The sequence below is a fragment of the Polaromonas sp. P1_G4 genome (assembly GCF_056405475.1).
On the sequence record NZ_JBFUCA010000014.1, the window covers coordinates 1 to 18,704 of the forward strand.

Below are 18,704 nucleotides of genomic sequence, written 5' to 3' on the forward strand. Positions count from 1 at the left end.
GTATAGCCCAGGCCCACTGTGAAAGGCCGTGGTTGCAGCGTGGCCAGCGTGCGGTCGTAAAAGCCCCCGCCATAGCCCAGCCGATAGCCCCCGGGGCCGTAACCTACGCAGGGCACGAACAGCAGGGTGGGAATAATCACCTCTGTATCTTTTGGTTTCGGAATGCCGTAGGCGTCTTCTTCCATGGGGCAGCCCGGGTACCAGGCATGGAAAGTCAATGTCTTGTGCAGCTTGTTGACCACCGGCAGACCGATCTTGCGCGGCGACCGCGCTGCTATGCTTTCAGTAGCTAGTTGCGCACGTTCCACCTGGTCCAGCGCCGGATTTGATGACGAATCCTGGCTCAAAATGGCATCTTCCTGCCAGCGGTACAGCGCAGGCAGCGGATCGAACTCGCCCTTGATGGGCCAATACGCGCCAATCACCTCGTGCGTGGAACCTACCAGCCAGATGCGCATCACACGCTGCAGCAGGTCAGCCCGCACCAGGCGGTCAGGCATGTTCAGTCGCGCTTCCACCAGCGCCTTGCGTATGCTTAATTTGTCCATAATGTCCCGATGCTATACAAATTTCTTAACGGCCCGGTACGTGCGGCCTCCCTGCCCGCCATTTTTTCCGCGATTGCCTCCCTGACGCTGCTCGTCCCTGCAACCGCCCAAACCACCCTTCCCGCAAGCGCCAGCGCAGCCGACAACGTGATTGTGGAGATGAACAAGGCTTTCAAACGCGGCGACAAGGGCCGGCTGGCACAACTGCTGCCCCAGGCCCGGGGCCACGCGCTTGAGCCCTGGGCGGCCTACTGGGAACTCAAGACGCGACTGGGCGAAGCCAGTGCGCAAGAGGTGCAGGATTTTTTCGGCCGTTACGCCGGCACCTACCAGGAAGACCGGCTGCGCAACGACTGGCTGCTGCTGCTGGGCCAGCGCCGCGACTGGGCCGGCTTTGCCGCTGAATACCCCAACTACCGGATGAACGATGACAAGGAAGTGCGTTGCTACGCACTGCTGGTCGAACACCTCAAAAATCCGGTGGCTGATGCGCGCCTGGCCGACGAAGTGAAAAAGAACTGGTATGCACAGCGCGAGGCAGACGACGGCTGCAACTCGGCCGCCGAGCGGCTGGTTGGCACCAAAAACCTCACAGCGCAGGACGTCTGGATCAAGGCCCGCCTGGCCACCGAGGCCAACCGGCCACGCGCAGCGACCAGTGCGGTGCAGATCATTGCGCCCGACGCCGTCGGCATGGTCAATGAACTGAATGCCAGCCCCATCAGGTTCCTGGCGGGCAAACACCTCGCGCTCAGCAAGGCGCGGCGCGAAATCGTCACGCTGGCGCTGATCAAGATGGCGATCAGCGACACGGACGGAGCGGCATCCCAAATGGAAAACAAATGGGGCATGCAGCTGAATACCGAAGAGCGCAACTGGGTCTGGGGTGTGATCGGCAGGCAGGCCGCCACCCGCCTGGGCACCACGCCTGCAGGCGACGCGCTGCAGTACTTTTCTAAGGTCACCAAGGACACCGACCTCAGCGATGACATGCTGGGCTGGAAAGTCCGGGCCGCATTGCGCGCAGGGACACAGCCCAACTGGACGCTCGTGCTGGCAGCCGTCAACGCCATGAGCGACGACGCGCGCAAGGAACCTACCTGGAGCTACTGGAAAGCGCGCGCGCTGCTGGCCACCGCGCCGCCTGACGCAGCGCCCAAAGGCCCGATCGTCGTCGCGACCACACCCGGCGTAACGCAAACCATCAGCACCRGCATCACCATTGCGCCGCAGCGAGCCGAAGCCCTGGCCTTGCTGCAGTCCTTCGCGTCGGCCCGTGGTTTTTACGAGCAGCTCGCGCTGGAAGAGCTGGGCCAGAAGATCACGGTGCCGGCCAGACCAGCGCCGCTGACGGCCGAGGAAAAAGAAACTGCACGGCTGAACCCGGGCCTGAACCGCGCCGCTTATGCCATCGCCGTCGGCCTGCGCCCCGAAGGCACGCGCGAGTGGAACTACAGCACCAACCTGCACAAGCGCGGTGGCATGGCTGACCGCGACCTGCTGGCGGCCGCCCAGTTCGCCTGCGACCGGCAGATCTGGGACCGCTGCATCAACACCAGTGAGCGCACCAAAGGCGAGATCGATTTCGAGCAACGCTTCCCGATGCCGTTTCGCGAAACGGTGACCAAACGCAGCCAGTCCATCAACCTCGACCCGGCCTATGTGTACGGCCTGATCCGCCAGGAAAGCCGTTTCATCATGGACGCGCGCTCCGGCGTGGGCGCTTCGGGCCTGATGCAGGTCATGCCGGCGACGGCACGCTGGACGGCCAAAAAAATCGGCCTTGAAGGCTTCACGCAAGACCAGCTCAATGACCGCGATACCAACATCGCGATCGGCACGGCCTACCTCAAGTTTGCGCTGGATGACCTGAACGGCTCCATGCCCATGGCCGCCGCAGCCTACAACGCCGGCCCCGGGCGGCCACGCCTCTGGCGCAACGGGCCGGTGCTGGACGCTGCGATCTGGGCCGAAAGCGTGCCGTTCAGCGAAACGCGCGACTATGTGAAAAAAGTGCTGTCGAACACCACCAATTACGCGGCCATCCTGACGGGGCAGCCGCAGTCGCTGAAAGCACGGCTTGGCACCGTGGGGCCCAGGGATGCGGCGCAGCCGGAGCCTTACAAGGATCTGCCTTGAAGTATTTTAGGGACGAGTGCGGGCGGCTATTGAATTGATAGCGTTTTTTCAGGGTTGTTATTAATTTTCCGGCGCACCCTCCTCTGGATCCTGCTGGCCGGGCAACCCCCGGCCAGCAACCCTCAGCAAAAAGCGCAACGACAGAACAAGCCAGGCCTCAGCCCTTTGGCTTATAAGCCACAACATCAATCTCCACCCGCGCATCCACCATCAACCGCGCTTCGGTCGTCGAGCGGGCCGGCTTCTTCTCACCGAAATAGCCCATGTAGATGCGGTTGAAACTGCCGAAGTCGCGCGCGTCCTGCAGCCAAACAGTGCTCTTGCAGACGTCGTCCAGCGTGCAACCGGCCAGGGCCAGCACCGCCTGCAGGTTCTTCATCACCTGGTGGGTCTGCACCTCAATCCCGCCGGTCACGATCTCGCCGTTTTCATTGGCCGGCACCTGGCCGGAGACATAGACGAAGTCACCGGCGCGTACGGCGGGTGAGAACGGTCGGGGCTGGCGGTCGGAGGCCAGCGGAGGATTTCCGAAATGTTCCAGAGGCATGAAGAACTCCTTTTTTCCAGTCTCTTTTATGGCAAATTATGAAATATATTTTCATGAATATGCGCAAATACTCGGGTTTATCCTGAAAATGATCGTCTTCAGGTCAATTAATCTTCACTTTTGAAATTTAACTTCAATCAGGAGTTGTCATGATCCGTGGAATTCGCATGCACCGCCGCACTGCCTTGTCCTCCCTGTTGGCCCTGGGTGCGGCCGGCGCCGGCTTCGGTCCGGCCGCCGCGCAGACGGGCAAGTCAGCCCTGAATCTGGCCATGGTGGCTGAGCCGCCGACGCTGGACATCCAGTCGACCCCGGCCGACCTGGTCTGCATCATCATGCAGCACGTCTACGAGCCGCTGTTCACCTTCGACGCCAAGGCGGCCCTGGTGCCGATGCTGGCCGAGGCGATGCCCAAGATATCGGCGGACGGCAAGCTCTACAGCATCGCCCTGCGCAAGGGCGTGATGCTGCACAGCGGGCGCGAGCTTCATGCTGACGACGTGGTGGCCAGCCTGAAGCGCTGGATGGAAGTCTCGCCGCGTGGCAAGTCGGTGGCGGTGCAGGTGGCCGACCTGTCGGCCAAGGGCCCACTCAGCGTGGAGATCAGCCTGAAGAACGCCTATGCGCCGCTGCTCTCGCAGCTGGCGATGGCCTCGGGCATGGCAGCCATCATGGCCAAGGAATCGCTGGCCCAACCGCTGCGCGAATACGTGGGCACGGGGCCCTACAAGTTCAAGGAGCGCAAGCCCGACCAGTATGTGCTGCTCACCCGCTTCGATGGCTACACCGCGCGCAATGAAGCTGCCAGCGGTTACGGCGGCAAGCGGGTGGCCGTGGTGGAGGAACTGCGCTTCGTACCGGTGCCCAATGCCAACACGCGGGTGGAGGGTGCGCTGGCCGGCCAGTTCCACTACGCCGATCTGCTGCCGATCGAGGCGCTGCCGCGGCTGGAAAAAGCCGGCGGCAAGGTCGTGCCCATCATGACGCCCTCTTTCGGCTTTCCTTACCTGGTGTTCAACACCAAGGAGGGTTCACTGGCGCATCAACCGGTGCGCAAGGCGGTGCAGACCGCGCTGGGCGAAGGCGAGATGCTGGCAGCGGGCTTTGGCGACACGCGATTTTTCATCGCCGAAGGTAACCACTTCCCCAAAGGCACGCCCTTCTATTCCACAGCCGGCACCGCAGCCTATAACGAACGCGATGCCAAGAAGGCCAAGAGCCAGGCCGAGCAGGCCGGCTACAAGGGCGAGCCGGTGCGTATCCTGACCAGCCGGCAGTACGACTTTCACTACAACATGGCATTGATCATGGCCGAGCAGCTCAAGCGTGCCGGCTTCAAGGCCGAACTCAACGTGGTCGAGTGGGCGACGCTGCTGCAGCGCCGCGCCGACCCCAAGCTGTGGGACATCTACATCACCCATTCGGGCCTGTTCCCCGAGCCCATGCTTTCACCGCCGCAGCTGGGCGACGGCGCGCCGGGCTGGTGGAGCTCGCCCGCCAAGGCCGAGGCACTGGCCGCGCTGAACCAGGAGCCGAACCCTGCCAAGCGCGGTGCGCTATGGGGCAAGGTGCAGCAGGTGGTGTATGACGAGGTGCCTTACATCCAGGTGGGCAAGTTCGCCAGCCTGTCGGCGCGTGCGCCTGCGCTGCAGGGCTACACCCCCTACACCTACCCGTTCTTCTGGAACACCAGCCTAAAGAGTTGAGCCCCCACGCTTTTCACTCCGTGTAATGCGCTGCCCCCCGAGGGGGCCGTCCGCCTGCGGCCCGGCAAAGCCGGTTCCGCGGCTCAACTGGCTTTATTTCGCTGTTCTTTCGGCGGGCGTGGAGATGGGGACGTGGAGTGCCTTCGAATGAGTAAAAAATTCGCATCATTGAATAGAGCAACGTCATGACACGGTACCTCCTGTCCCGGCTGGGCGGCATGCTGGTGGTCATGGCCATCGTGGCGGTGCTGGTTTTCATCCTCACGCGCGCTGCCCCGGGTGACCCGATCGCCGTGCTGCTGGGCGACCAGGCCACGGCCGAGGACATCGCGCGCGTGCAGAAGGTCTATGGCCTGGACAARCCCCTGCCGGTGCAGTTCGGCTTGTGGGTCCGGGAGCTGGCGCGCGGCAACCTGGGCGAATCGATCTTTCTGCAGCGCCCGGTAACCCAGGCGCTGTGGGAGAGGGCCGAGCCCACGACCCTGCTCTCGCTGATGGCCATCGCCATTGCCGCGCTGATCGGTGTGCCGTGCGGCATCGTCTCGGCCGTGTATCGTGGCAGGGCCGTCGACCAGGCTTTCACCGGCTTCGCCATGCTGGGCGCCAGCATACCCAGCTTCTGGTTCGGCCTGGTGCTGATGCAGATCTTCGCGGTCTCGCTGGGCTGGTTCCCCGTCTCGGGCTATGGCGAGCCGGGCGCCTCGCTGGCGGCCCGCATCCACTGCCTGGTGCTGCCGGCCACGGTGCTGGGCGTGCTCAATTCAGCGCTGATCATCCGCTTCACCCGCGCTTCGATGCTGGATGTGCTGGGCGAGGACTACGTGCGCACTGCCCGGGCCAAGGGGCTTTCGGAAAACGTGGTGGTGCTCAAACATGCGCTGCGCAACGCGCTGGTGCCCATCGTCACCGTGCTCGGCCTGACAGTGGCACTGATGATCGGTGGCGCGGTGGTCACCGAGACGGTGTTCGGCCTGCCCGGCGTGGGCAACCTGGTGGTGAGCGCGGTGATCCGGCGCGACTACCCGGTGATCCAGGGGGCACTGCTGGTGGTGGCGGCAATCTATGTGGTGATCAACTTTGCGATCGACCTGCTCTACACCGTGGTCGATCCACGCGTGAAGTACTGAAGCGATGCGTATGCCTCAACTTCCTCTCATCCTGCGCAAGCTGTTTCGCCGCCGTATCGTTCTGGCCGCGGCCATCGCTTTGGTCGTGGTGGTGCTGGTATCACTCTTCGCCGGCCCCCTGAGCGGGCTGGACCCGAACGAAACCGCCGTGAGCCAGCGCCTCTCGCAACCCTCTTCTGCTCACCTGTTCGGCACCGACGAACTGGGCCGCGACCTGTTTGCCCGCATCGCCTTCGGCGGACGCTATTCGCTGACCATCGCGCTGCTGACGGCGCTGGGTTCGGTGGTGGCCGGCACCTTGTTTGGCCTGATCGCGGGTTTCTTTCGCCGGCTCGACGCGCCCGTCATGCGGCTGGTCGATGCCATGATGTCCTTCCCCGACATCCTGCTGGCAATCGCCCTGGTCGGCATTCTCGGCCCCTCGATGTTGAACGTGGTGCTGGCCCTGGTGCTGGTCTACACGCCTCGCGTGGCGCGGGTGGTGCGCGCCTCGACGCTGGTGGTGCGCGAGCTGCTGTTTGTGGAAGCGGCGCGCGCCGTCGGGGTCTCCACCGTGCGCATCCTCTGGCGCCATGTGCTGCCCAACCTGATGTCGCCGATTCTCGTGCAGGCTTCCTTCATCTTTGCCTACGCCATCCTGGCGGAAGCCGCGCTGTCTTTCCTGGGTGTGGGCGTGCCGCCCGAAATCCCGACCTGGGGCACCATGGTCGCCGGCAGCCAGCAATACGCCCACCAGGCGCTGTGGATCGTGCTGTTCCCGGGCCTGGCCATCATCCTTACCGCGCTGTCGCTTCAATTGCTGGGCGACGGCATCCGCGACCTGCTGGATCCGCGCCTGCGGAAATCGATGTGAACCGTCTCGAAGTACGCCACCTTTCCACCTTCTTCGACACCGACGAAGGCCTGATCCGCTCCGTCGCCGACGTGAGCTTCAACATCCGTGCCGGCAAGACCACAGCCCTGGTCGGCGAATCGGGCTCGGGCAAATCGGTCACCAGCCTGACGCTGATGCGCCTCTTGCCGCGAACCGCTTCGACGCAGGTCAGCGGCCAGGCCCTGTTCGTCAATCGCGCCGGCGAAACGCTGGACCTGTTGACGCTGCCCGAGCCGCGCATGCGCGCAATCCGCGGCAACGAGGTGGCGATGATCTTCCAGGAGCCGATGACCAGCCTGAACCCGGTCTTCACCGTGGGTGAGCAGGTGGCCGAATCGCTGCGCCTGCACAAGGGCCTGGGCCATGCGGCCGCCCTGGCCCARGCCCTGCGCATGCTGGAGCTCGTCGAGATCCCGGCGGCTGCCCAGCGCCTGCATGAATACCCGCACCAGCTTTCGGGCGGCATGCGCCAGCGGGTGATGATCGCGCTGGCCATGGCCTGCGACCCGACGCTGCTGATCGCCGACGAACCCACCACCGCGCTGGACGTTACCATCCAGGCGCAGATCCTGGCGCTGATGCGCAGGCTGCAGGCTGAGACCGGCATGAGCATCCTGTTCATCACCCACAACCTGGGCGTGGTGGCCCACCATGCCGATGACGTGGCTGTGATGTACGCCGGCCGCATCGTGGAGGCCGCGCCCGTCAACGACCTGTTCGCACGGCCGCAGCATCCTTACACGCAGGGCCTGCTGGCCTGCCTGCCGGCGCAGCAGCGCGGGCGGGCGTCGGCGGGCGAGGGCTCACATGCGGCGGGAGGCAAGCGCCGACTCTATGCCATCCGCGGCCAGGTTTCCAGCCCGCTGGCGCCGCCACCGGGTTGCGCTTTCGAGCCGCGCTGTGACAAGGCCATCGCGGCCTGCCGCGACGCCATGCCGGCGTTGCGCAACGACGAAGCCGGCGGCAGCGCCCGCTGCATCCTGGTGCCGGAGGCCGCATGAGCGCACAGACCCCAGCCGCTGCGCCCTTGATCGAGGTGCGCAACCTGCAGAAATTCTTCGGTTCCTCTGTGCGGCCAGTGCGCGCCGTGGACGATGTGTCCTTCGTGATCCATCCCGGCGAGACACTGGGCCTGGTGGGCGAATCGGGCTCGGGCAAGAGCACCATCGGCCGCGCCCTGCTGCGCCTGGTCGACAGCACCGGCGGCACGGTGAGCTACCGCGGCGAAGACCTCGGCGCGGCCTCGGGCAGCCGCATGCGCGCGCTGCGCAGCAAGCTGCAGATGATCTTCCAGGACCCATACGCCAGCCTGAACCCCAAGATGCGGGTACGCGACATCCTGGGCGAGGCATTGCAGGTGCATGGCCTGGCCAAAGGCAAGGAGGCCACCGCACAGCGCATCGCCGAGCTGTTGCAGTTAGTGGGGCTGCCGCCTGAACACGCGGCGCGTTACCCGCACGAGTTTTCCGGCGGCCAGCGGCAGCGCATCGGCGTGGCGCGGGCCCTCTCGGTGCAGCCTGAATTCATCGTGGCCGATGAGCCGCTCTCGGCACTGGACGTTTCCATCCAGGCGCAGGTGGTCAACCTGCTGTGCGACCTGCGCGATAGCCTGAAGCTGACCATGCTGTTCATCTCGCATGACCTGGATGTGGTGGAATACCTGTGCGACCGGGTGGTTGTGCTGTACCTGGGCCGGGTGATGGAAGTGGCGCCGACGGCGCAGCTGTTCGCGCGGCCGCTGCATCCCTACACGCAGGCCCTGCTGGCCGCTTCGCCCAAACCGGACCCGACCATCAGGATGGTGCATGTGCCCTTGAAAGGCGACATGCCCAGCCCGGTCAATCCGCCTTCGGGCTGCGTGTTTCGCACACGCTGCCCGCATGCCATTGACGCCTGTGCCGAGACACGGCCGGAGCCGCGCGACATGGGCGGCGGCCGCCTCAAAGCCTGCATCCGAGACGACATCGAATCATTGACGACACCATGACACTGCAAGATATTCTCGACCCCCTGCTCGACGCCTCCTGGAAGGGCTTTCCGCACCATAGCCCGCCGCTGCGCCGCTCGGCCGTTGGCACCCAGGGCTGGAACGTGCTGCGCGGCGACCTGCCGTTGCCGCTGGCCGTGATCCGCCGCGACGCTCTGGCCGGCAACCTGCAATGGATGCAGGGTTTTGCCGGCAGCCACGGCGTGGGCCTGGCGCCGCACGGCAAAACCACCATGTCGCCGCAGCTGTTCCGGCGTCAGCTCGATGCCGGCGCCTGGGGCTTGACCTTCGCCACCGTGACGCAGCTGCGCGCAGGCGTGACGGCCGGTGCGAAACGCTGCCTGATCGCCAACCAGGTGTTCCAGTCGGTGGACCTGCAGGGCATAGCCGACCTCAAGCGTGCCCATGCCGGGCTGAGGGTGGCTTTTCTGGTGGACTCACTGGCGCAGGCGGAGCTCATTGAAGCCTGGCATGCGGTGAATGCACACGCTGAGCCTTTCGACGTGCTGCTGGAGATCGGTGTGGACGGCGGCCGCACCGGCTGCCGCAGCCACGAGCAGGCGTTGGCCCTGGCTCAGCGCCTGCGCAGCGGCAAGGCCACGCGGCTGGTCGGCATCGAATGCTACGAAGGCCTGGGCGCCACCGGCCAGTCAGACGCCGACACGGCCTACGCCAATGCGCTGATGCAGCGTGTGCGCGACATCGCCAAAGCCTGCGACGAACAACAGTTGTTCGAAACGAATGAAATCCTGCTCACGGCCGGTGGCTCCGCCATCTTCGATCTGGTAGCCGAACACCTGAAGATGAAACTGTCGCAGCCTGTGCAGGGCCTGCTGCGTTCGGGCTGCTATGTGACGCACGACCATGGCACGTACCACCGCTTCATGAATACGGTAGCTGCGCGCATGGGCTGCGGCCATGGCTTGCACGCGGCGATGGAGGTGTGGGCGGCGGTGCAATCCTGCCCTGAACCGGGCCTGGCCATTCTCGCGGTGGGCAAGCGCGACATCTCCTACGACCTGGAGCTTCCCGTGCCCCTGGGTGTGTGCAGAGCGGGCGAGGCCACCATGACACCGGCGCCTGCAGACTGGAAGATCGCCGGCCTGAACGACCAGCATGCCTACCTGCGCGGCAGTGGCCCCGAACACCAGGCCCTGCGCGTGGGCGACCTGGTTGCGCTGGGCATCTCCCACCCCTGCACCACCTTCGACAAATGGCGCTGGATGCCGGTGGTGGACGAACAAAACAACGTGTGTGACGCCATCGTCACCTGCTTTTAAATGACTCCACGCGTCCTTGAAAAAATTGCCGAGATCATGGACCGCGCGCCCGCTGCGCGGCGCACTGTGCTGGCCCTGATCCTGGAAGACCCGCAGCGCGTGCTGGACGAAACCTTCGAGACCCTGGCACAGCGCGCCAACAGCTCGGTCCCCACCATCATGCGCACCTGCCGTGACCYGGGCTACCCCGGGCTGCGCGAGTTCAAGCTGGCGCTGGCGCAAGAACTCGCGGTGGGCGGCTCGCCGCTGAACCGGCGCGTGCGCATCGATGACGACACCCGGCAGGTCATCGCCAAGGTGACGCGCGGCGCCACCACGGTGATCAACAGCGTGCAGGCCCAGCTCAATGTGGAAGCGGTGCAGGCGGCGGCCGACGCCATCGTCGACGGCGCCCGGGTGGACTGCTATGGCGTCGGCGTCACCTCCAACTTCATGGCCTCCGACTTGCAGGCGCGGCTGTACCGCATGGGCGTGGCTTCCAACAGCTACCTGGACCCGCACCTGCAGCTGATCTCGGCCGCTACCATCGGCCCGCGTGGCGTGGTGATGGCCATCACACATGTCGGCGGCATGCCCTCGTTGCTGGAGGCTGTGGACGTGGCGCGCTCGCAGGGCGCCACCATCATCGCGCTCACCCAGCCCGGCTCGCAGCTGGCGGCGCTGGCCGACATCGTGCTGGGCGTGGAAGTGGCGCCCGACCCGGTAATGCCGGTGGGCCCCGAGGCCTACCTGGCGCACCTGACGGTGATCGAAATCCTCACCGTGCTGGTGGCGCAGCGCCTGGGCGACAAGGCCGTGAACCGGCTGGCCAACATCCAGCACACGCTGGAAACACGCGGCGTGGACATGCACCACCACCCCCGGCTGGACTGGGACGAAGGCGCCAAGCTCACCATGGGGAAAGTACGATGACGCGCGCCACCTTGCTGGAAAATGGCCTGCTGGTGGACGGTACCAGCGCGACTGGCCGATCAGGTGACCTTCTGCTGGCGGGCGACCGGATCGTGGCCATGGGCCCGGACTTGCGTCGCAGCCTGCCGGACGGCCTGTCTCTGTCCGATGTCCAGGTGTACGACTGCAGCGGCCTGGTGATTGCGCCCGGCTTCGTCGACGTGCACACCCACGACGACGCTATCGTGCTGAACGCGCCCGGCATGTTTCCCAAGCTGTCGCAGGGCATCACCACGGTGGTCACCGGCAACTGCGGCCTGTCGGTCGCGCCTTTCGTGGTGGAGGAACCGCAGGGCGCCCTCACCCTGCTGGGAAATTCATTCAAGTACCCCTCGGTGGATGCTTATGCGCAGGCGGTGGGCGAGGCGCAGCCGGCCGTCAATGTAGCGCCGCTGATCGGCCACACCACGCTGCGCTATGCCTGTGTGGACGACCTCAACCGGCCAGCCACCGCCGGCGAAGTGGCCGCCATGTGCACCCTGCTGGAGCAATGCATGGCCCAGGGCGCGATCGGCCTGTCGTCGGGCCTCTTTTACGCCGAAGCCATGCCGGCACYGGCCGCCGAGGTGACATCGCTGGCGCGCGTCGTCGCGCGGTACGGCGGCATTTACGCCACACACATGCGCTCGGAGATGGCCGACATCCTGGAGGCCATGCACGAGGCCGCCGGCTGCGCCTTCGAGGCAGGTGTGCCGCTGGTGATCTCGCATCACAAATGCGCCGGCCCGGCCAACTGGGGCCGCACGCAGGAGACGCTGCCGCTGATCGACACGCTGGCGCAGCGCCAGGACATCGCGATGGATGTCTATCCCTACGTGGCCGGCTCGACCGTGCTGCGCGAAGACCTGGTCGACGGCATTATTGACGTGCTCGTGAGCTGGTCGGCCCCGCATCCGGAAATGATGGGCCGCACCCTGGCGTCGATTGCAGCCGAGTGGGGCGTTGACCAGAAAACAGTTTGCCGCCGCCTGCAGCCCGGCGGGGCCTGCTATTTCCAGATGCACGAGGACGACGTACGGCGCGTCATTGCCCATCCGCTTTCCATGATCGGATCGGACGGCCTGCCGCATGACAAGCATCCGCACCCGCGCCTGTGGGGCGCCTTCCCGCGGGTGCTGGCGCGCTATTGGCGCGAGCAGCAGCTGTTTTCGCTGGAGACCGCGATCTACAAGATGACGGGCCTCTCGGCGCGCAACTTCCGCCTGCACCAGCGCGGCCAGTTGCAGCCGGGCTGGTACGCCGATGTCGTGGTGCTGGACCCGGTCCGAGTGCGCGACGTGGCGACGTACGAAAACCCGATCGCGCTTTCGGACGGCATTGAAAAAGTCTTTGTGAACGGCGAACTGGCCTACGTCGCCGGCGCTGCTGATGCGGCCAGCGTCAGGGTGCAGGCGCGCGCCGGGCGCCTGTTAAAACGGCATGTGTAATAAGAAACACCCCCGTCCAGGCTCACTGCGTGTAGCCTGTTCCCCCCTCAAGGGGGCGGCGCCTGGGGCCGGCGAAGCCGGACCCTCGGCCCCCACTGGTAGTGCCCCAAGAATTCTTTAACCCAGCATGAGCCGTGGAACCGGCTTTGCCGGGCCACAGGCGGGCGACCCCCTCGGGGGGGCAGCGACCCATACGAAGTGGGGGAGCGTGGGGGCCCTATTTCTAGTCCAGGGAATCCACGGTATCCGGATCAGGCACATCGCCAATCGCCTCGCGCGTCAGCGCGGCCTGGCTTTTGAGCCAGTCGCAAAACGCCAGCACTTCGGGCCGGGCCACATTGCGCGGGCCGATGATCAGCCAATAACTCATCGGAGACTCCATGCGCATTTGCGGCAGGGGCTCCACCAGATCGCCTGAGGCCAGGCTTTCGGCAATCAGTGGCAGCCGCGCCAGCACCACGCCCTGGCCCGTCAGCGTCGCCTGCACCATCTGGTAGGCGTAGTTGAAGTACAGCCAGCGCTTGGCTTCCAGCTTGGGGCTGGCGTGCTCTTCCAGCCAGCGGCGCCAGGTCAGCCATTCCAGATGGGTGTGATGCGCGTCGCCCGCCTCAATCAAGGTGAACTGTGCCAGATCGTCTGGCTTCTTCAGGCGCGGCCCGCTTTTGAGCAGCCAGGGGCTGATGACGGGCGTGATCTGCTCGCCGAAAAGGCGTATGGCGCCTGGCGGCATGTGGCTGGCCGGGGCGTAGCGCAGCGCCAGGTCCAGGTCAGAAATGTCCAGGTCCACCGCCACGTCTGACGCATCAATCCGGATGTCGATGTCGGGGTTGTCGCGCTGAAAGCCCTCCAGCCGCGGAATCAGCCACATCGAGGCAAACGAGGCAAAGGTGGTGAGCGAAACGCTCTTGCGCCCGGCGGTCTGGCGTATCTGCCGCACGGCGTTGTCAATGCGCTCCAGCGAGGGCGTGACGGCCCGCAGCAGGATGCCGCCGGCGGTGGTGAGCTCCACCGCCCGGGTATGGCGGTGAAAAAGGCTCACGCCCACGTCTTCCTCCAGGCCCTGGATCTGGCGGCTCACAGCCGATTGGGTGAGGGYCAGCTCCTCCGAGGCGGCGCGGAAGTTGAGGTGGCGGGCGACGGCCTCAAAAGCCCTTAACTGGCCGGCGGAAATCGGCCGGGAGCGCAGGTGTGTTTGTGAATGGAGCATGACAGTGTGAGGGTGAAAAAGGCCAAATAGGGCAATTCGGGCCTAATTGATTGATGCGATTATGGAATCAATAGCTTACCGCGATTTCATTGGACTGTGCAAGCCCGTGGCGAGATGATTCAACCCTCATCACTCACTTTGTGCCTTTTTAGGAGAACACCATGGACCACGCAGCTCACCTCTCAGGAGATCGTTTCTTGCAACAGGCTTCCGATGCCACCAACGGCCATGTGGCCGGCCTGGCGGGCTTCTGGAAACTGGGTGCGGGCCGAGCGCTGACGCTGCGCGCCTCGCAGGCCGGCGTGTTGCGAATTGCGCATGGCCGGGTCTGGGCCACCTTCGACTCCGCCAGCCAGGACATCCAGGTCCGCGCCGGCGACCATTTCCTCAGCCGGGGCGAAAGCCTTTCGCTGCGGGCGGGTGAGTCGCTGGTGATGGAGTCCTTCAGCGCTGGTCACGCTGCTTCCGCTTATTTCAGCTGGGAGCCGGCAACGGCCTGCGCCGAAGTGCCCGAGATGAAAGAGACTTCCGGCTGGCGCGCCGGCGTGATGCAGCCTTTGGGTGACTTGCGTGCCGCCTTCGGCCTGGCCACCAGCGCCCTGGGCCGCCTGGTCCGCGGGATGGCGATGGGTGCTGTCGCCGCTGTTGAAGCGGTGCTGACCCCCGTTGCCGTGGTGTTCGTCACTGCCCGCGCCCGGCCTCACGTCACCGGCCACGACTTTGACGCCTACAGGGACAATCAGCTCCAGCCGCGCAACTACAACGTGCTGGCCATGTCCAACCTGGTCTAAGCGCAGATAGCCAACAGTTTTACTCCGGGAAAACCGTTTAACCCGCAGTCGCAAGGCTGCGGGTTTTTTTATGGGCGCCTGGTTCGGGGCTTGGCCGTTTTGGCGGTCCTGGTTGCCGGCGCCTTTGGCGTTTTCCTCGCCTTCGCTGTCTTGGGCGCTTTGGTCGCCTTGGCCGCACGCGCCTTCAACGCACACTCCAGCGCTACGCGCGCCCACTCCAGCATCACGGCGGGCGACTCCATCGCCTCTTCGGGTGCCGCGTAGTAGTTGAGACTGTGCGGCGCGCTGACGCCATTGCGTGTCATCTCATAGGTGAACCGCTCACAGCCATGGGCTTCATACAGGCTGCGGGTCTCCGCGTCGGCCTTGAGCCACAGCTTCTCGCCGCCGCCCAGGTCGGCCACCAGGGCCAGCGTCAGTCCCGAGGTGCTGATGCCAAACCCGCCAAACATGCGCCTGGCCGTGCAGCGCCCGACGCCTGACAAAAGCTCGCAGCAGTAGGTCGCAAAATCATTCGTGGAAGAGGCCATCGCGCAACCATACCAAACCCGGTGCAATTGTGTTGCGGCAGGCTCAGCGCGCCATGGCTGTCGCTTTGCTCAAAAAAACCGGTGCCTGGCAGATATCGCGGGCGCGACGCGTAAAGGCACGGCGGGCCGCGATAATTTGGGCATGGCCCCAGCTTCCCAGACCCATTCCTTCTCCGCGCCCGGTGTGCGCCTCGCCACGCCGGCAGTCCATGTGGTGGTTATGGGTGTGGCCGGCTGCGGCAAGTCGGCGGTCGGGCGTTTGATGGCCGACCAGCTGGCGTTGCCGCTGATCGAAGGCGATGATTTTCATCCCTCCGGCAACATCCAGAAGATGCAGCAAGGCATTCCCCTCACGGACGAGGACCGCGCCGACTGGCTGCGCCAGCTGGGTGTGGAGCTGGCGCGTCACCCGGCCGGTGTGGTGCTGACCTGCTCCGCCCTCAAGGCCGCTTACCGCGACAGCCTGCGCGGCGCCGTGCCCGGTCTGCAGTTTGTGCACCTGGCCATCAGCCAGGCCGAATCCCTGCGGCGCGTCTCCGCGCGGCCGGGCCACTTTTACCCGCCCAGCCTGGTCGCCAGCCAGTTCGAGGCGCTGCAGGACCCTTCGGCCGAGCCGGGGGTGTTGACCCTGGCCGGAAATGCTTCCCTGGAAGCCCTGGCCGACAGCGCGGTTGCCTGGCTGGCAATCCGCGGGTAGCGCCCTGCCGCCGGCCTCGCCTGCAGGGCCCTTTTTTTGGCATCAAATTGCCTTGCAGGCCAATCAGGACGAGCGCAAGCAGCTATCAAATCAATAGCGACCTTGAAAATCGTTTTCACCGGGCAGGTGTATTGGTTCAACTATCCGTAACGCATTACGTTTAAGTAAAATGACCCAAAACTGCCGCCGGGTTCATTGAACCGGCGGCACAGCGTCCCAGACACAGGAACCGCATGTCCAAAGCCTTCGCCTCGCAGTCCGATCTCACCGACAAGGTCATCACCTTTGAGCAGCTCAGCGCACATTGCTGGGCTTATACCGCCGAGGGCGACCCCAATTCCGGCGTGATCATTGGCGACAAATTCATCATGGTGAGCGACGCCACCGCCACCCCGGCCATGGCGCAAGACCTGATCGCCCGCATCCGCACCGTGAGCGACAAGCCCATCAAATATGTGCTGCTCACGCATTACCACGCGGTCCGGGTGCTGGGCGCCAGTGCCTACATTGCGGAAGGCGCCACGGAAGTGATCGCCAGCCAGGGCACGTACGAGCTCATCGTCGAGCGCGGCGCGCAGGACATGCAAAGCGAGATGGAACGCTTTCCGCGTCTCTTTCGCAACGCCGAAAGCGTGCCCGGCCTGACCTGGCCGACATTGGTCATCGACGGCGGCAACCCGGTGAAGGGCGAAGTGCCCGGCAAGCTGGTGCTGGACCTGGGCGGTGTCAAGGTGCAGGTCTGGCACCCGGGCCCCGGCCACACACGCGGCGACACGATTGCGTGGGTCGAAGAAGAAAAAGTGCTGTTCTCAGGCGACCTGGTCGAGTACGAGGCCGGCGTCTACACCGGCGACGCCCAGCTGGAGGAATGGCCCGCCACACTGGAAGCCCTGCGCGCGCTCAAAGCCGAAGCCATCGTGCCCGGCCGCGGCGAGGCCATGAAGGGCGCTGCCAATGTCAACAAGGCACTGGACTATACGAAGCGCTGGGTCGAAACGCTGTACCAGGCGGGCAAGGAAGCCGCCGCCGCCGGCATGGACCTCAAAGCCGCCATGGACCACACCCGCAAAAGCATGGACCCGATCTTCGGTCATGTGTTTATTTACGAGCACTGCCTGCCGTTTGACGTGAGCCGCGCATTTGACGAAGCCAGCGGCATCAAGAACCCGCGTATCTGGACAGCCGAACGCGRCCAGGAAATGTGGCAAGCGCTGCAGGGCTGAACCTCAGGCGTCGAGATCCAGCCTGGACAGCAGCCCCACAAATGCCTCCAGCGCAACTTGCCCGTCCATCTGCTCCATCCGGTCCAGCACGTCGTCGTCGTCGACCATGCAGTAACCCAGGCTGAAGCGCCGGAATCGCCGGGCAGCCAGTTCGTCGTGGTGCAGAACCTGCATGTTGATGTGGCGGGTGTCCTGGCGGATGCGCTCCAGCAACGCCAGCACCTGCTTCTGGTCGCCCTCCAGTTGCTGGCAAAAGCGCATGCCGTCAAAAATCAGCAGTCCCGTAATGTCGCGCTCCGCATTGACCAGGCGAGCCTTGGCCGCAATATCCCCCACTACGCTCAACGGCGCCTCCGGCGCGAGTGTGCTGACGTAAAGAATTTCATACAAAGTGGTGCTTATTTTTTTCATTGCGCCGAATGTAACGACGGACTGCACACCTCACAATGTCAAAAGACACAGGCATATGCGCCTAAGATGTGCCTTCCATGAGCATTCCGACGCCAACATCAGCCATCTGCCCGCCTCGCTGTAATGCTTGCGGTTTACGCAAGACCGGTGCATTCATGCCCGTGAAAGCGGAAGAGCTCCAGTTCATCGAGGCCTTCCGCACTGGCATCTTGCAGGTAGCCGCCGGCACAACCATCCTGCATGAGCAAAAGCCCAACGGCAAACTCTTCACCCTTTACTCGGGCTGGGCCTTCCGCTACAAAACCCTGAGCGATGGCCGTCGCCAGATACTCAATTTTTTGCTGCCCGGGGACTTCATCGGCCTGCAGCAAAAGTTCGCGGACGGCGCCATGCACGGCATCGAGGCCGTGACGGATGTCAGCCTCTGTGTGTTCCCGCGGGACGGCCTGTGGGAACTGTTTCGCAACCACCCCAGCCTGGGCTACGACATCACGTGGATGGGCGCGCGCGAGGAAGGTATGGTCGATGACCATCTGCTGACGGCAGGCCGGCGCAACGCCACCGAACGCGTGGCGATGCTGTTGATGCACCTGTACCGCAGGCTGGAACGCGTGGGCATGGCCGAAAAAGGCTGGATAGGGTTTCCCATCAACCAGCAACATATTGCCGACGCGCTGGGGCTGTCGCTGGTGCATACCAACAAGACGCTCAGGCGTTTGCGCCAGCTGGGCCTGCATGAGATTGAAAATGGGCAGCTCCGGTTGCTCAATACCCGCGCGCTGGAGCGCATTGCCGACTACTACGACACGCCGCCTGCGCACATTCCTTTACTCTGATTTCATCTGTTTTTGCTTTGGTTCAGGTGTGTAGGCGGTTGCTGACAACAAGGTCATGGGGCGGATGACAAATGCGGCCTGCATCCGGTTTTAAGGTGACTCTCCTTGCCCACGATTTGCCCCCTTTTCCAGCGAAGGGAAGGTCGTGGCGACACGCACCGACAACCCACCCAGGAGACGTTCATGAACCACGCACAAGCACCCGGTGCACGCCTGCAGCAGCAACCGCGCCGTGTTTCGGACCGCCAGCAACAGCAAAGCAGCGGCTCCCGCGAGTTTCAGCCGCGCCAGTCCAGGCCGGGCGATGCCCCGGCCGGGCAGATGGGCGAAGGGAGCTATGAAGCCACCCGCGACTACCAGAAGAACATCAAGTCCTATCTCAAGGATGCAGATGTCGCTGCCGACGCGAAGGCGGCGAAACCC

The 18,704-nt window shown here is 64.5% G+C and carries 19 protein-coding genes; 14 read left to right on the plus strand and 5 right to left on the minus strand.

The genetic code is table 11. The features are described from left to right. Positions 1–548 (minus strand): 5-formyltetrahydrofolate cyclo-ligase (locus tag AC1D1X_RS01515; protein ID WP_477697722.1); only part of this gene is annotated, 548 nt, incomplete at its 3' end. 9 nt (positions 549–557) lie between these two features. On the opposite strand from AC1D1X_RS01515, the gene AC1D1X_RS01520 reads away from it, so the two are divergent. Then, positions 558–2,687: a lytic transglycosylase domain-containing protein gene (locus AC1D1X_RS01520; protein WP_477697723.1), complete on the plus strand. Its 2,130-nt coding sequence runs from the start codon at positions 558–560 to the stop codon at positions 2,685–2,687. A gap of 157 nt (positions 2,688–2,844) precedes the next feature. Here AC1D1X_RS01520 and AC1D1X_RS01525 read toward each other — a convergent pair whose 3' ends face one another. Further along, a complete protein-coding gene (locus AC1D1X_RS01525; RefSeq protein ID WP_477648168.1) occupies positions 2,845–3,234 on the minus strand; it encodes a RidA family protein in 390 nt (129 codons plus the stop codon). Positions 3,235–3,383: 149 nt separating this feature from the next. On the opposite strand from AC1D1X_RS01525, the gene AC1D1X_RS01530 reads away from it, so the two are divergent. From AC1D1X_RS01530 to AC1D1X_RS01565, 8 genes are all read left to right on the plus strand, one after another. Next, on the plus strand, positions 3,384–4,940 hold the full coding sequence (locus AC1D1X_RS01530) for an ABC transporter substrate-binding protein (protein ID WP_477670028.1): 1,557 nt from the start codon (positions 3,384–3,386) through the stop codon (positions 4,938–4,940). Positions 4,941–5,125: 185 nt separating this feature from the next. After that, positions 5,126–6,067, plus strand: a complete 942-nt coding sequence (locus AC1D1X_RS01535) for an ABC transporter permease (RefSeq protein WP_477648166.1) — start codon at positions 5,126–5,128, stop codon at positions 6,065–6,067. 4 nt (positions 6,068–6,071) lie between these two features. Continuing rightward, a complete protein-coding gene (locus AC1D1X_RS01540; RefSeq protein ID WP_477670027.1) occupies positions 6,072–6,920 on the plus strand; it encodes an ABC transporter permease in 849 nt (282 codons plus the stop codon). Continuing rightward, complete coding sequence (locus AC1D1X_RS01545; protein ID WP_477670026.1) at positions 6,917–7,942, plus strand: ABC transporter ATP-binding protein; 1,026 nt, start codon at positions 6,917–6,919, stop codon at positions 7,940–7,942. The genes AC1D1X_RS01540 and AC1D1X_RS01545 overlap by 4 nt, the downstream gene beginning before the upstream one ends. Beyond that, positions 7,939–8,928, plus strand: coding sequence for an ABC transporter ATP-binding protein (locus AC1D1X_RS01550; RefSeq protein ID WP_477670025.1), 990 nt, complete (start codon positions 7,939–7,941; stop codon positions 8,926–8,928). Before AC1D1X_RS01545 ends, AC1D1X_RS01550 begins: the two co-directional genes overlap by 4 nt. Then, on the plus strand, positions 8,925–10,208 hold the full coding sequence (locus tag AC1D1X_RS01555) for an amino acid deaminase (RefSeq protein ID WP_477670024.1): 1,284 nt from the start codon (positions 8,925–8,927) through the stop codon (positions 10,206–10,208). The genes AC1D1X_RS01550 and AC1D1X_RS01555 overlap by 4 nt, the downstream gene beginning before the upstream one ends. After that, complete coding sequence (locus tag AC1D1X_RS01560) at positions 10,209–11,120, plus strand: MurR/RpiR family transcriptional regulator (RefSeq protein WP_477697724.1); 912 nt, start codon at positions 10,209–10,211, stop codon at positions 11,118–11,120. Then, positions 11,117–12,586 carry an N-acyl-D-amino-acid deacylase family protein gene (locus AC1D1X_RS01565; protein WP_477697725.1) on the plus strand — a complete coding sequence of 490 codons (1,470 nt, stop codon included), beginning with the start codon at positions 11,117–11,119 and terminating at the stop codon, positions 12,584–12,586. Before AC1D1X_RS01560 ends, AC1D1X_RS01565 begins: the two co-directional genes overlap by 4 nt. Positions 12,587–12,809: 223 nt before the next feature. Here AC1D1X_RS01565 and AC1D1X_RS01570 read toward each other — a convergent pair whose 3' ends face one another. Beyond that, positions 12,810–13,793: a LysR substrate-binding domain-containing protein gene (locus AC1D1X_RS01570; protein ID WP_477697726.1), complete on the minus strand. Its 984-nt coding sequence runs from the start codon at positions 13,791–13,793 to the stop codon at positions 12,810–12,812. Between the two features lie 161 nt (positions 13,794–13,954). Here AC1D1X_RS01570 and AC1D1X_RS01575 point away from each other — a divergent pair, with 161 nt between their 5' ends. Next, positions 13,955–14,584: a DUF2917 domain-containing protein gene (locus AC1D1X_RS01575; RefSeq protein ID WP_477670020.1), complete on the plus strand. Its 630-nt coding sequence runs from the start codon at positions 13,955–13,957 to the stop codon at positions 14,582–14,584. Between the two features lie 68 nt (positions 14,585–14,652). On the opposite strand, the gene AC1D1X_RS01580 is transcribed toward AC1D1X_RS01575, so the two are convergent. Beyond that, complete coding sequence (locus tag AC1D1X_RS01580; protein WP_477670019.1) at positions 14,653–15,114, minus strand: TfoX/Sxy family protein; 462 nt, start codon at positions 15,112–15,114, stop codon at positions 14,653–14,655. Positions 15,115–15,256: 142 nt separating this feature from the next. Here AC1D1X_RS01580 and AC1D1X_RS01585 point away from each other — a divergent pair, with 142 nt between their 5' ends. Further along, a complete protein-coding gene (locus AC1D1X_RS01585; RefSeq protein ID WP_477670018.1) occupies positions 15,257–15,811 on the plus strand; it encodes a gluconokinase in 555 nt (184 codons plus the stop codon). Positions 15,812–16,044: 233 nt separating this feature from the next. Then, positions 16,045–17,034, plus strand: a complete 990-nt coding sequence (locus tag AC1D1X_RS01590) for an MBL fold metallo-hydrolase (RefSeq protein WP_477697727.1) — start codon at positions 16,045–16,047, stop codon at positions 17,032–17,034. Between the two features lie 3 nt (positions 17,035–17,037). On the opposite strand, the gene AC1D1X_RS01595 is transcribed toward AC1D1X_RS01590, so the two are convergent. Further along, complete coding sequence (locus tag AC1D1X_RS01595; RefSeq protein WP_477670016.1) at positions 17,038–17,445, minus strand: BLUF domain-containing protein; 408 nt, start codon at positions 17,443–17,445, stop codon at positions 17,038–17,040. A 77-nt stretch (positions 17,446–17,522) separates the two neighbouring features. On the opposite strand from AC1D1X_RS01595, the gene AC1D1X_RS01600 reads away from it, so the two are divergent. After that, positions 17,523–18,281, plus strand: a complete 759-nt coding sequence (locus AC1D1X_RS01600; protein WP_477670015.1) for a Crp/Fnr family transcriptional regulator — start codon at positions 17,523–17,525, stop codon at positions 18,279–18,281. A 183-nt stretch (positions 18,282–18,464) separates the two neighbouring features. Then, the coding region (locus tag AC1D1X_RS01605; RefSeq protein WP_477697728.1) for a hypothetical protein at positions 18,465–18,704 on the plus strand (240 nt) is incomplete at its 3' end.

Bases quoted from the DNA above. Each gene is read 5' to 3' on its own strand.
- AC1D1X_RS01525 (WP_477648168.1), bottom strand. From the start codon at position 3,234: ATGCCTCTGGAACATTTCGGAAATCCTCCGCTGGCCTCCGACCGCCAG.
- AC1D1X_RS01530 (WP_477670028.1), top strand. From the start codon at position 3,384: ATGATCCGTGGAATTCGCATGCACCGCCGCACTGCCTTGTCCTCCCTG.
- AC1D1X_RS01540 (WP_477670027.1), top strand. From the start codon at position 6,072: ATGCGTATGCCTCAACTTCCTCTCATCCTGCGCAAGCTGTTTCGCCGC.
- AC1D1X_RS01550 (WP_477670025.1), top strand. From the start codon at position 7,939: ATGAGCGCACAGACCCCAGCCGCTGCGCCCTTGATCGAGGTGCGCAAC.
- AC1D1X_RS01555 (WP_477670024.1), top strand. From the start codon at position 8,925: ATGACACTGCAAGATATTCTCGACCCCCTGCTCGACGCCTCCTGGAAG.
- AC1D1X_RS01575 (WP_477670020.1), top strand. From the start codon at position 13,955: ATGGACCACGCAGCTCACCTCTCAGGAGATCGTTTCTTGCAACAGGCT.
- AC1D1X_RS01580 (WP_477670019.1), bottom strand. From the start codon at position 15,114: ATGGCCTCTTCCACGAATGATTTTGCGACCTACTGCTGCGAGCTTTTG.
- AC1D1X_RS01585 (WP_477670018.1), top strand. From the start codon at position 15,257: ATGGCCCCAGCTTCCCAGACCCATTCCTTCTCCGCGCCCGGTGTGCGC.
- AC1D1X_RS01595 (WP_477670016.1), bottom strand. From the start codon at position 17,445: ATGAAAAAAATAAGCACCACTTTGTATGAAATTCTTTACGTCAGCACA.
- AC1D1X_RS01600 (WP_477670015.1), top strand. From the start codon at position 17,523: ATGAGCATTCCGACGCCAACATCAGCCATCTGCCCGCCTCGCTGTAAT.